The organism is Bianquea renquensis, assembly GCF_014384895.1.
GTDB classification, from domain to species: Bacteria; Bacillota; Clostridia; order Lachnospirales; family Bianqueaceae; genus Bianquea; species Bianquea renquensis.
In genome coordinates this window covers 101,445-114,844 of sequence record NZ_JACRSQ010000002.1, presented here as the reverse complement: position 1 = coordinate 114,844, position 13,400 = coordinate 101,445, and the positions used below count along the sequence as shown (strand labels likewise).

Sequence of the window (13,400 nt, the reverse complement as noted above, 5' to 3'; positions counted from 1 at the left end):
TTTGGTGGATCGCCCCTTATAGTACCATTTTATACAGAAATGTCAAGATATTTAGTTCACTTTCTCCATCTCTTTTTCTATTTATTTGCACGCTGGTCTTTCTCTCTATCTTCCTCTCCGGCGTTCATTTTCTCCAGCCTTGTTTCCTCTTTTTGGCACGCCGGTCTTTCTCTCTATCTTCCTCCTCCGGCGTTCATTTTTCCCCAGCCTTGTCCCCTGTTCTCGTCTCGTTTCCTCTCTTTTGCACGCCGCTCTTTCTCTCTATCTTCCTCCTCCGGCGTTTATTTTTCCTAGCCTTGTCCCCTGTTCTCGTCTTTTTCCTCTTTTTGGCACGCCGGTCTTTCCCTCTATCTTCCTCCTCCGGCGTTCATTTTTCCCCGCCTTGTTTCCTGTTCACTCCTCGTTTCCTCTTTTTTGCACGCCGGCTTGTCTCTCTATCTCCTCCTCCGGCGTTCATTTTTCCCCGCCTTGTCCCCTGCTCCCTTCTCGTTTCCTCTTTTTTGCACGCCGGTCCTTCTCTCTATCTCCAACACCGGCGTTTATTTTTCCTAGCCTTGTTTCCAGTTCTCGCCTCGTTTCCTCTTTTTTGCACGCCGGTCTTTCCCTCTATCTCCATCTCCGGCGTTCATTTTTCCCCGCCTTGTTTCCTGTTCACTCCTCGTTTCCTCTTTTTTGCACGCCGGTCTTTTTCTCTATCTCCATCTCCGGCGTTCATTTTTCCCCGCCTTGTTTCCTGTTCACTCCTCGTTTCCTCTTTTTTGCACGCCGGTCTTTCCCTCTATCTTCCTCCTCCGGCGTTCATTTTTCCCCGCCTTGTTTCCTGTTCACTCCTCGTTTCCTCTTTTTTGCACGCCGGTCTTTTTCTCTATCTCCAACACCGGCGTTCATTTTCCCCCGCCTTGTTCCTGTTCTCGCCTCGTTTCCTCTTTTTTTGCACGCCGGCTTGTCTCTCTATCTCCTCCTCCGGCCTTCAGTTTCTCCCGCCTTGTCCACTGCTCCCGTCTCGTTTCCTATTTTTGCACGCCGGCTTGTCTCTCTATCTCCTCCTCCGGCCTTCAGTTTCTCCCGCCTTGTTCCCTGCTCCCGTCTCTTTTCCTATTTTTTGCACGCCGGTCCTTCTCTCTATCTCCATCTCCGACGTTCATTTTCCCCAGCCTTATCCCCTGCTCCCGTCTCTTTTCCTATTTTTTGCACGCCGGCCTTTCTCTCTATCCCCCTCCTCCGGCGTTCATTTTCTCCAGCCTTGTCCCCTGTTCTCGTCTCGTTTCCTCTTTTTTGCACGCCGGCTTGTCTCTCTATCTCCTCCTCCGGCGTTCAGTTTTCCCCGCCTTGTCCCCTGCTTCCTTCTCGTTTCCTCTTTTTTGCACGCCGGTCTTTCCCTCTATCTTCCTCCTCCGGCGTTCATTTTTCCCAACCTTGTCCCCCGTTCTCGTCTTTTTTCCTCTTTTTTGCACGCCGGTCTTTCCCTCTATCTCCATCTCCGGCGTTCAGTTTTCCCCGCCTTGTTTCCAGTTCACTCCTCGTTTCCTCTTTTTTGCACGCCGGTCTTTCTCTCTATCTCCATCTCCGGCGTTCAGTTTTCCCCGCCTTGTTTCCAATTCCCGCCTCTTTTCCTCTGTTTTGCACGCCGGTCTTTTTCTCTATCTTCCTCCTCCGGCGTTCATTTTTCCTAGCCTTGTCCCCTGTTCTCGTCTCGTTTGCTCTCTTTTGCACGCCGGCTTGTCTCTCTATCTCCAACACCGGCGTTCATTTTTCTCAGCCTTGTCCCCTGCTCCCGTCTCGTTTCCTATTTTTTTGCACGCCGGTCTTTCTCTCTATCTCCATCTCCGGCGTTCATTTTTCCCCGCCTTGTTTCCAATTCCCGCCTCTTTTCCTCTTTTTTGCACGCCGGTCTTTCTCTCTATCTTCCTCCTCCGGCGTTCATTTTTCCCAGCCTTGTCCCCTGTTCCCGCCTCGTTTCCTCTCTTTTGCACGCCGGCCAGCCAACAACCTTTGCCTTTCCAATCACTTTATCTCCCCTTTGCCCCAGTTTCCTCTACCCGCCATTTCTCGACTTCTAGCACCTGCTCAGCATAATCGTTCGCCTTCGCAAACTTTGAAAGAACCTTCGGCTCTTCGGAATCAGGTCCACCTCTCAGCTTAGGTTAAAAAAATCGCCCGATCCCATAATGAGATTGGGCGATATAAGAACTATTGTTTCCGAACGCCAAAGGTCACCGTCTCGCCGTTGACATTCCATTCTTTTTCATAGAAACCTTCTTCCACATCCGCCTGCACACAATCCGCCAACACTTCCTCCATAATCGCCTTCTGATTTCGGTTTACGACACTGGTAATCCTCTCATTGTGGCCATACGCAAAACAGATATGATCCATAACCTCAAAACCAGCTTCCTTGCGCATCGTCTGGACCTTACTGATGATCTCTCGAACGAATCCCTCTTCCAACAAGTCTGCGGTCAAATTCGTATCCAAAACAACTGTCAGTTCGCCTTCGGTCTCTGCGACGAAACCCTCCTTCTGCGCAGACTCAATCAAAAGGTCCTCCTCCGACAGCTCCACCGCTTGCCCATCGATGTCAAATGTCAAAGGCTTTCCAGATCGCAGCTGATCCATCGCCTCATTTCCATCGACCTCGGATAACAGTTGCCGAATCTTGCCAACAAGCTTTCCGTATTTAGGCCCCACGGTCCGCAGCTGAGGCTTAAAACTATACGTGGTAAAGCTGCGAACATCCTGTGTGAAAATCACCTCTTTCACATTCAGTTCTTCCGCAATAATGGCCTGATATTCCGGCAGCAGTGCCTCTCCCGGCGCCTTCACATACATGGTTCCAATGGGCTGACGGTTTTTAATCGAAGCTGTATTCCGGCAAGAGCGCCCCTCCACAACGATCTTGAGCACTTCCTCCATGCTCGCCTCCAGCTCTGGAAGAATCCACCCTGTTTTTACCTCCGGGAAGAGACAGAGATGCACGCTCTCAGGAGCACATTTATCCACATTCACCACAAGATTGCGGTAAATCTGTTCTGCCATAAATGGTACGAAAGGTGCAGACAGCTTTGCCAAGGTAACCAATGCCTCGTACAGAGTCATATACGCGTTGATCTTATCCTGCGGCATATCCTTTCCCCAGAAGCGTTCCCGGCTTCGGCGAACATACCAGTTGCTCAACTCATCGACAAAATCATCCAAAGCTTTTGCTGCTTCAGTGATGCGATACTGCTCCAGATTCGAATCCACCGCCACAATCAGGGAATTCAGCTTCGACAGCAGCCACCGATCCATGATGGAAAGCTTATCATACTCCAACGCATACTGCGTCGGGTCAAAACTGTCAATATTGGCATACAAGACGAAGAAGGCGTAGGTATTCCAGAGTGTACCCATAAACTTCCGCTGACCTTCTAAGACCGCCTCATCATAAAAACGATTGGGAAGCCAGGGCGCACTATTCGTGTAGAAATACCAGCGAATCGCATCAGCCCCGAACTTATCCAGGACCTCTACCGGGTCCACCGCGTTCCCCTTGGATTTGGACATCTTCTGTCCATCCTCATCCTGTACAAGCCCCAACACAATTACATTTTTGTATGGAGCTTCATCAAAAAGAACCGTGGAAATCGCTAAAAGAGAATAAAACCAGCCTCGTGTTTGATCGACAGCCTCGCTGATAAAATCCGCTGGAAAATTCTCCTTAAAAGTCTCCTCATTCTCAAACGGATAGTGCCACTGTGCAAATGGCATGGCTCCAGAATCGAACCAACAGTCGATGACATTCTCCACCCGTTTCATTTTTTGACCACAATGCGGACATGTCAAATAGACAGCATCGATAAAGGGACGATGCAATTCAATATTGTCCGGCACATCATCGCCTAATTCTTTCAGCTCCGCGATACTGCCGATAGCATGGCGATGTCCACAGGGACACTCCCAGATATTGAGCGGCGTACCCCAATACCGGTCGCGGGAGACACCCCAATCGATGACATTCTCCAGCCAATCGCCAAACCGGCGCTCCCCGATGCTTTTGGGCAGCCAGTTGACTGTCTTATTATTTGCCAACAGACGATCCCGCACCTTCGTCATGGCGATAAACCAGGTATCCTTCGCGTAGTACAGAAGAGGTGTATCACAACGCCAACAATGTGGATAGGAATGTGTATAGCGAAGGGACTTAAACCACTTGCCTTCCGCCTTCAACGCTTCGATTACGTCTGGGTCCGCCTTTTTCACAAATATTCCATCCCAAGGCGTTCCACCAACAAAAGCGCCCTTCGCGTCCACAAGCTGAACGAACGGTAGGTCATACCGATGACCGATCTGCGCGTCATCCTCACCGAAAGCCGGCGCGATATGGACAATGCCAGTACCATCGCTGAGTGTAACATAATCGCCACATGTGACAAACCAAGCTTTTTTATCGGGCTTCGCATAGGGAAATAGCGGCTCATATTCCATGAACTCTAAATCCTTGCCGGTAAAGGTCTCCTCGATTTCATATCCCTCGCCCATCACAGAATCCAGTAGCGCTTCCGCCATGTAGTAATGAGCGCCCTCATAGCGCACTTTGGCATAGGTCTCCCGCGGATTGACACAGAGCGCAACATTGGAAGGCAGCGTCCAAGGCGTCGTCGTCCAGGCGATAAAATATTCATCCTCCGCGCCCTTCACTTTGAAGCGAACAAATATGGTCTCTTCCTCCACATCCTTGTAGCCCTGCGCCACCTCATGGCTGGACAGAGGCGTCCCACAGCGAGGACAATAGGGAACAATTTTATGCCCCTTGTACAACAGTCCCTCATCGAACATTTTCTTTAGCGCCCACCATATGGACTCGATATAGTCATTCTCGTACGTCACATATGGATGTTCCATATCGGCCCAAAACCCGACCCGCGCCGAAAATTGTTCCCACATGCTTTTATATTTCCAGACGCTTTCCTTACATTTCTCGATGAACGGTTCCATCCCATACTCTTCAATCTGCTCTTTCCCGTCCAATCCCAGCGCCTTTTCCACTTCCAGTTCCACCGGAAGGCCATGGGTATCCCACCCTGCCTTGCGCAGCACCTTGTAGCCCTTCATTGTGCGATACCGGGGAATCAGATCTTTAATCACGCGTGTCAGGACATGCCCTATATGGGGTTTACCGTTTGCCGTTGGCGGTCCGTCATAAAAAGTAAAAACAGGGCCGCCTTCGCGCTGTGCAATGCTTTTTTTGAAGATCTCTTCCTGATCCCAAAAGGACAGGACCTCTTGCTCCCTCTCAACAAATTTTAAATCGGGAGACACTTTGTCATACATGCTGATACACTCCTTTTGTTCAAACTTCACTGCATCAATAAAAAAACCTGCAGAAACGTATTCTGCAGGGACGTGACAACTCCGCGGTACCACCCTGTTTGCCCGGCATAGCAGGCCAACTCAAAGGTCTCTAACAAAACCCTTGCCGATAACGGGGCATACCGTCTAACCCATACTTCTCTGCGAGGTTCCGGGCAAAGGCTCCGGAGGGATGAAATCTGCCAGCGCCATTGTCTCACACCCACCGACAACTCTCTGTAAACGCATAAACGGCACGATCCTATGTCTCCATCAAAGCCTTTTCTAATGGTTGTTATTATAGCAGATGCAGGCTGGCTCTGTCAAGATTTTCTGAAAATTTACTGCCATATTAATCTCCATTCCGGGGCGTTAGCGACGGGGCAATTCTGCCACCACGACAATTTGTGACGCTCCGGCACAAATGGCCGTGTAAAAAATAAGCGATCGAGCTTATTTTTTACACTAGCCCCGCAGGCAACTCAGAATCGCATTCGTCACGCCGATTAATTTGCAATCACATTTTTGATGCGCTCATAAAAATCGTCCTCAGCTGCAATAACTTCCAGCTCGTCCGTAATTAAAACAACATTTCTCATATCACTGTCGAAAAAGAAAGAGCCAAACACAAAGTGATTTAATTCCCCGCAATATCGATTGACAGACGTCATATACCAGTCCTCCGCTTTAAAAACAGGGCCAAAAAAATCATAGTGAATCGAATCTTCATCCTGGTCCTCTCCACAGACGGAGACTCCTCCCTTTATATTCTGGAAGCCAAACAGCGAATTGTATCGCTTATGCTCAACCAGAATATTCCCCTCCGCTGTTGTCCCATTTTCAGTGATGTGGCCGCTGAGCTTGACAGTTTTGCTGGTACAACACACAATCCCCATGATAGCCGCAATACCAAGACATACTGTGCAGACGATTCCGATTATCTTTTTCATCAGAAATTTTCCTTATGCGTTATTTTTGTCGTTCCGCCGTACTGATTTTTACATCGCCGACCATATCATATAGATTTTATACATAAAATACAACGCAGACCTACTTTTGTCAATAGGTCATGTCAAATTGTACAATTTATCTTTGTAAATGTAAATTTTGTTTGCAAATATACCTATATTCTCATATTTAGTAGTGGATAAAAAATAAGCGAAAAGCAAACGCTCCTCACTCATTTTCCATTGCCACGCTCGTAGCATCTCAAAAGCTTATGCCAGCGTCAGCGACTCAATCACATGCTCCAGTTCCGGTAAGTATATATCGAATTGCTCCGGGGTAGACGCATAGACAAGATAGTAGCGCATTCCCTCCCCATAAAAAATATAAAATTGGTACATTGCCTCAGCCATACCCTCGTAGCTTTGGTACTCCGAAGCAAAATTACCCCGAATCCCATCATATCCTAAGATCGTCACCGGCTCCAATCGGATATCACTCGGATTGGATGTGGACTCCAGAATCATCTTCTTCGCTTCCTCCATAATCGCGTCGTTGGAGAGAGTCTCCTGGCTTTGTGTGCACTCCAAGCTGATGGTGCTCAGAAGATCTGGCGCCAATATGGTCACAGTGCTGGTATCCAAAAGCCTCCATTTCCCATCATACGAAAAGGAGATTCCCAGCTCGGTATCAGAATATGTCAGGGTCGATGGCGCCTCCGGCGGAGTGATCACAAAGGAATCCAGCATAGCCTCCACGGCCTCTGCCTTACTCTCAAAGTCCTCCTGCGCTCCAACAAACAGAATATTGTAGTACATCTGTGTCGCGCTGTCCCACAGGGTATAATCCTGATAGCAAACCGCCTTGTAATCGTCACTGCTCTGCTGAAAGGTCATGACAAATCCGTTCAGCGCCCCGATACTGGATGGCTTTACATCAAGCGTCTCGTCAAAGTCACTGACAACCTCTCTCCACGCCTGTTTTAACGTCTCCTGATACTCCTGGATGGATCCTGTCCGATAGAACCAACGCACAGACAGCTCCACCATACTCTGTTCCACCGGCCGGATATTGAGGTAGCCCTGTTGGCGCTGCTCATATTGCCAATCCTGCGGAATGACAAACGTGATGCCCCCTTCCGGGATCGTCACGGTCTCCTCGTAAGCAGTCGAGGATAGCGCTCCTGAGTCCGCTTTCTGTAAATACGCTTCCTCACTCTCTGCGTCCTTTCCGCTGATTTGATTGCACGAGGTCAGCCCCAAAAGGCAGATCAATCCACCGATCCAAGCAAAAATCTTCGGGAAGGCCCTATTCCTCTTCCCAGTTATGCCATACATTTTGAACATCGTCATCATCTTCCAGCATATCCAATAAATTTTCCATTCCCGCAATAATGGTGGCATCCTTCACTTCCGTCATCGTTTGCGGTATCATGGTAATCTCCGCTTCCAGCATCTCGATACCGGCTTCCTCCAGCGTCTGCCGCACCTGAGAAAAATTTTCCGGCGCCGAAATGATTTCACAGGTATCAACGTCCGAGTTGAAGTCCTCCGCCCCGGCTTCCAGTGCCTGCATCATCAGTTCTTCCTCATCCATGCCCTCCGCCAGCTCAACCAGAATCTGACCCTTCTTATCGAACATGAAAGACACACACCCCGTGGTGCCCATATTGCCACCACTCTTAGAAAACGCGTGCCGCACGTTGGCAGCCGTCCGATTCTTATTATCCGTCAAACATTCCACAATAACCGCGACGCCCCCGGGCCCATACCCCTCATACGTAATCGCCTCGTAGACCACTCCGGAATCCTCCCCGGCCGCCTTCTTAATGCTGCGGGTAATGGTATCGTTTGGCATGTTATTGCTCTTGCACTTTGCGATGACATCGCGCAACTTGCCGTTGACGGATGGGTCTGATCCCCCCTCCTTTACAGCGACGGCGATCTCTCGCCCCAGTTTGGTAAAGACTTTTCCCTTTTTGGCATCGGTCCGCTCTTTCTTATGTTTAATATTCGCAAATTTAGAATGTCCTGACATACACGATCTCTCCTTAGCAATCTTCTACAAAATTTATTCTATCATCTTTGCGTTAAAATAGCAAGCCCTTTCCCCATTGCCCCCGTTTCGACAAAATTCGACATGATCTGTCGAAACTTGCGGTATTTTTAATCTGGTAATTTTAGTAAAACAGTGCTATAATAAGAAATCGAAAATGGAATATTTTGCTAGAATTTGCTGTCAAGCAAATGATGCGACTGGGGATTCGCATAAAAAGACGGGTGAGCACGGGTACATAACAATTCAGGAGGGTTTTATTATGAAAACGTCTTGTTTGGAGGGAACACGATATGTCCATGAGCAAGAAATCCAATTTGTCTTACACTATTATCTATTGAAAGATACCCAGAATAGCCGCCCATGTTATGGCATACGAATCGTGAAAACACAGAGCATAGAGAATCAACCGATTCTAGAAGAAAGCGATCAGATTTTCTTGGAGGACGCCAGCATGGACAAGGCGATTTCCCTCCTGAATCTATTCATCAGCGGAAAAGTTACACCCATTGGCCTGAAGGATATTATGGATGATTTAACAAATACGGCCTCCAATGATGCGCTGGATGCCGCATGTATATGAGAAAGAAAAGGTGCGATAGAAGCCGTCTGTAATGAGACCGTTTCTACCGCTCCTTTTTTTAATCCTTCGGGAATGGGAAAAATACCCACTGGGAGTCTACCTTTGCGGCCAATTCTCGTCCCGACTCCAGCGGCTGTATCTTTCCGTCGCTGAGCTCACTGACCACATGTTCGAAACGCGGGGTGTCAGGCTCCCGAACGAGTACCTGCATTGAAACGAGATCCTCATACTCGATTGCCTCAATCTCATAGCCAGCTTCTGTCAGGCCATACTGGAGCTTGCCCAGAAAAGGATAGCTCATAGACAGTGTGTATCGCACATAGGTAGCTTTTTTCATGATACGTGCTTCCTCCAATGCGGCCTTGGCAGAGTGTGTATAGGCGCGGACCAAACCGCCGGTTCCCAAAAGCGTGCCGCCGAAATAGCGGGTAACCACGATCAACGTATTTTGAACATTGGCTCCCTTGATCACATTCAAAATAGGAAGTCCCGCTGTGCGCGCCGGTTCTCCATCATCGGAAAAACGTTCCGTCACGGTCTGTACGCCAACTCGATAGGCAAAAACATGATGGCGGGCATCCCAATACGTCTTTCGAATCTCCTCCAAGGCTTCCCGAACCGTCTCCTCCGATTCAACCGGAATGGCCTGCGCCAAAAATCGCGACTTTTTTTCCGTGATCTCCGCAAAGCTGCGCCGGCAGATGGTACTGTATTCCATAAGGTACATCCTTTCTTATCTCCATGTAAAATGTCAACCCAACTTCTATTATAGCCTTCCCGTTCCAGGTTTGCAAGCTTTTTACGATACTGGCAGCTTCGTTGGCTCATACCCGTTGCCATCCTGTGGAAATTGCAGATACGCATCGGGAACCTCCCCTGCGAAGGTGCGATCCACCAACACAAAATCTTGCGTGACTTTCAGCTCGTCGGTGATCAGTGGCGCCATAATTTGAATAATAAACTCCATCTGCAACCACACCCGGTGATTGACTTGATTGATCCCGGCAGCTTTAAATTCCTGATGATAATTGATCCCCGAGTTCCCAATAGGCCGCAGCTTTACAGGAATATCCGGTCCAAACGCTGTCAGCAGCGGATTTCCAGTCACTTGTCCCATAGGGATGTACAGCGTGAGATCCCCGGCCTCGCTGTAGGCCGCATTCATAGCATTGAGCGTGACTGTTGAGATGGTGTTAATTGCAACCGTATCGACGCCACAGGCAACAATATTGCCCTGCGTATCCCGGTAATATACCACTAAATCCTCCGCCGTACCGCTGTATTGCGCTAAGGCCTCTCCCATGGCAGCGTTCATGATGTCAGTGGCGGTACTCTCCGCTAGCACTTTGGCCGCTGAGACAATGGATGGAACGATATTGCGATACAGCCGCAGAAGTAAGACGCCAAGCGCCAAAATAAGCCCCAGTATAAGAATCCGCCATTTCCAGGCAGCATGATTCGATTTGCGCCCCCGTTTATGCGCACCCGCTCCCCAATCCCTGGATGCCATTCCCGTCCCTCCCGCCATCGCTCACTACTCCACTATATGCATCTTCACCGCATTTTCATTCAAATTTAATATTTTTTTTATGGATTCACCTTTTTTATTCCCTAGTCTTCTGGTATAATAGCCCGTAGAGTGATTGTATGGCCTTTGCATTTGGCGTTGCAATGAATGGAGGTTTTCAATGGATTATAGCAAACATTCCAATAGAAAGCGGCAGTGGAATAAGGGCAAGCATCCAGATAAGATTTATTCGAGGATCTGGCTCAACATTCTTCGAGTTGCCTGCGTCAGCGTACTCGTCTGCGGTTTTTCCCTGGCGGGCATCCTGCTGGGCGGCTTTATGGGAATTATCGATACGGCCCCTGATATCACCATGGACTCGTTAGAGATCGACAAGCTGAGCACGTACATCTATGATCAGGATGGAAATGAAATCAACAAGATACGGACCGAAACTCAGCGCGTCTATATTCCCATCGAGGAGATGTCTGAGAACCTACTGAAAGCAGTGGTTGCCGTGGAGGACTCTCGATTTTATGAACACAACGGGATTGACATCCAGGGGATCCTTCGCGCCGGGGTCGTGAATCTTCAAGCCAGTGATTCCGCTGAGGGCGGCAGTACCATCACGCAGCAGGTGATCAAGAATCTGGCCCTGACCACCGATAAAAACTGGACGCGCAAAATTCAGGAATGGTATTTGGCGCTGCGTCTGGAATACGATTTAACGCAGGAATATGGCCATGATCGCGCTAAAGATATGATCTTGGAAAAGTATTTAAACTTTGTCAATCTAGGCAATTCGACGTATGGTGTGGAGGCCGCGGCCAATCGATATTTCAACAAAAGCTGCAAGGACCTGACCTTGTCAGAGGCAGCGATCTTGGCTGGCGTCATCAATGCCCCCACCCGGTACGATCCCATCACAAATAAAAACGGACAGAGCCAACAGCGCCAGCAGTTGGTTCTAAGGCGTATGCGGGATCAGGAACTGATCACCGAGGAGGAGTACCAGGAGGCCCTGGCGGATCCGGTTTTTGATAGGATTGTACAGCTCAACGATGATTATCAACAGAGCAATGACGATGTCTATTCATATTTTGTGGACGCCGTGCTGGATCAGGTGCAGGAGGATTTCGTCAACAAGCTGGGCATGACCAGCTCCGAAGCCTCCAATAAGCTAAACTACGGCGGACTTAAGATCTATATCACGCAGGATGCCTCCATTCAAGAAAAGGTGGACTCCATCCTAAATGATGCCAGCACATTTTCCGCGACCACGCCGTATTATCAGGTCACATATTATCTGACCGTCTTTGACGAAAAGGAGCCTGACAATATGGGACTGGCAGACAACTACTCTTTCGTCCAACTTCACAGGACGGAGGAGGCGTGTTTGGCCGCCATTGAAGAGTATAAACAGATGAAGCTGCCGGAAGGCGCTGAGGTGGGGGAGGACTATGCTGAACGGACCGAGATCGTCCCTCAGCCCCAGGCCAGCATGAGCGTCATCGACTATCACAACGGCCACGTTCTGGCCCTGTACGGTGGACGCGGGGAGAAAACCCAGAACCGTGTGTTTAACCGCGCGGTCGATGCAGAGCGGCAGCCTGGTTCAACCTTCAAAATTATCGCTTCCTACGCGGCAGGGCTGGATACAGGGACGATCACTGCCGCATCCGTCTTTGATGATGTCCCCTTCACCTACGGGGACTGGTCTCCCGGCAACTGGTGGGGCAACTCCTATGAGGGCCTCAGCAACGTGCGGCGAGGTATCGCTCGATCCATGAACATTGTCACCGTGAAAGCCATGCTGGAAACCGGCGTGCAGACGAATTTCGAGTATGCAAAAAACTTTGGCTTTTCAACACTGACCGATGACAAAATGGTTCCCTCCCTCTGTCTCGGCGCGGCGGAGGTGACAAACCTAGAGCTGACTGCCGCCTATGGCGCCATCGCCAACGGAGGCGTCTACATCGAACCGATCCTATACACCCGAGTGGAGGACAGTGAGGGCAATCTCGTCCTGGAAAATGTACCGGAAAGCCATGCTGTCATTAAACCCACCACCGCTTGGCTGCTGACCGATATGATGCGCGACGTGGTGAAAGGCGCCAACGGTGGAACTGGAACAGCGGCGCGGTTTAGCTCGAGCATGGATATCGCGGGAAAGACAGGGACCACCTCCGAGGTAAACGATCAAGTCTTTGCCGGCTATACGCCTTACTATGTCGCCGCCATCTGGACGGGTTTCGATCAAAATGTTTACCGGGATTTCGACGGTGATACTCAGTCCCGCACGCTGAAGCGATCCTTCCAGATTGCCATTTGGGGCAAGGTTATGGGAGCTATCCATGAGGGCTTAGAGGCCAAAACCTTCGACCAGCCCGATGGAATCGTGCAGGCCCGGGTCTGCAAAAAATCTGGTTTGCTGGCCACGGACCTCTGCGAGGAGGCCGGCTGCGCCTATTCTGAGTATTTTGCCAGTGGCACGGTTCCCACGGACAGCTGCGAGACCCATGTGGCAGTCACTGTTTGTACGGAAAGCGGGCTGCCGCCAACGGAGTATTGTCCGGAGGACCTGATCGAGACAAAAATCTTCATCCAACGGACCGCGGAGCAGCTAGAAGCCATCAACCCGGATGACTACGGCAAGATCCAGGATTTTGCCGACGAGCTTCCCGCTGGCCAGACCCCCGATGATTCCTCCTCCGATGTCCAATGCAATATCCACACGAAAGAATGGTATGAGCAACAAAATAACAGCAGCAATATTCCCGATCTCCCGTTTCTGCCGCCGTGGTGGCCCGAGGAAAGCGATTCCAGCTCCGAATCCAACACTTCCTCTTCACCTTCAAACAGCGCGACACCGTCCACACCGGCTCACTCCGATTCCTCCTCTCCTAATGAGGAATCGCGGCATTGATCAGAGTCCGCCTTCCGGTGGACGACAAAAGGAACGCCAATCGTCTCTGGACGACC

Annotated in this window: 8 protein-coding genes; 2 read left to right on the top strand and 6 right to left on the bottom strand. The window is 49.9% G+C overall.

The genetic code is table 11. The annotated features are described in order from the left end of the window. Positions 1-2,190 precede the first annotated feature (2,190 nt). The 4 genes from ileS to H8730_RS01985 form a co-directional block, all read right to left on the bottom strand. Positions 2,191-5,310 carry an isoleucine--tRNA ligase gene (gene ileS / locus H8730_RS02000; protein WP_177719669.1) on the bottom strand — a complete coding sequence of 1,040 codons (3,120 nt, stop codon included), beginning with the start codon at positions 5,308-5,310 and terminating at the stop codon, positions 2,191-2,193. 524 nt (positions 5,311-5,834) lie between these two features. Further along, a complete protein-coding gene (locus tag H8730_RS01995; protein WP_177719668.1) occupies positions 5,835-6,278 on the bottom strand; it encodes a hypothetical protein in 444 nt (147 codons plus the stop codon). A 267-nt stretch (positions 6,279-6,545) separates the two neighbouring features. Next, entirely contained in the window at positions 6,546-7,619 is a 1,074-nt protein-coding gene (locus H8730_RS01990) for a hypothetical protein (protein WP_177719667.1), read from the bottom strand. Continuing rightward, positions 7,582-8,310 carry a YebC/PmpR family DNA-binding transcriptional regulator gene (locus tag H8730_RS01985; RefSeq protein ID WP_177719666.1) on the bottom strand — a complete coding sequence of 243 codons (729 nt, stop codon included), beginning with the start codon at positions 8,308-8,310 and terminating at the stop codon, positions 7,582-7,584. The genes H8730_RS01990 and H8730_RS01985 overlap by 38 nt, the downstream gene beginning before the upstream one ends. A gap of 280 nt (positions 8,311-8,590) precedes the next feature. Between H8730_RS01985 and H8730_RS01980 the strand changes: the two genes are divergently transcribed. After that, positions 8,591-8,911: a DUF6514 family protein gene (locus H8730_RS01980; protein ID WP_177719665.1), complete on the top strand. Its 321-nt coding sequence runs from the start codon at positions 8,591-8,593 to the stop codon at positions 8,909-8,911. 58 nt (positions 8,912-8,969) lie between these two features. Here H8730_RS01980 and H8730_RS01975 read toward each other — a convergent pair whose 3' ends face one another. Together H8730_RS01975 and yunB are read right to left on the bottom strand one after the other, a co-directional pair. After that, positions 8,970-9,629, bottom strand: a complete 660-nt coding sequence (locus tag H8730_RS01975) for a YigZ family protein (RefSeq protein WP_177719664.1) — start codon at positions 9,627-9,629, stop codon at positions 8,970-8,972. An 81-nt stretch (positions 9,630-9,710) separates the two neighbouring features. Then, on the bottom strand, positions 9,711-10,421 hold the full coding sequence (gene yunB / locus H8730_RS01970) for a sporulation protein YunB (protein ID WP_177719663.1): 711 nt from the start codon (positions 10,419-10,421) through the stop codon (positions 9,711-9,713). Positions 10,422-10,599: 178 nt separating this feature from the next. Here yunB and H8730_RS01965 point away from each other — a divergent pair, with 178 nt between their 5' ends. Continuing rightward, on the top strand, positions 10,600-13,344 hold the full coding sequence (locus H8730_RS01965; RefSeq protein ID WP_177719662.1) for a transglycosylase domain-containing protein: 2,745 nt from the start codon (positions 10,600-10,602) through the stop codon (positions 13,342-13,344). Positions 13,345-13,400 lie beyond the last annotated feature (56 nt).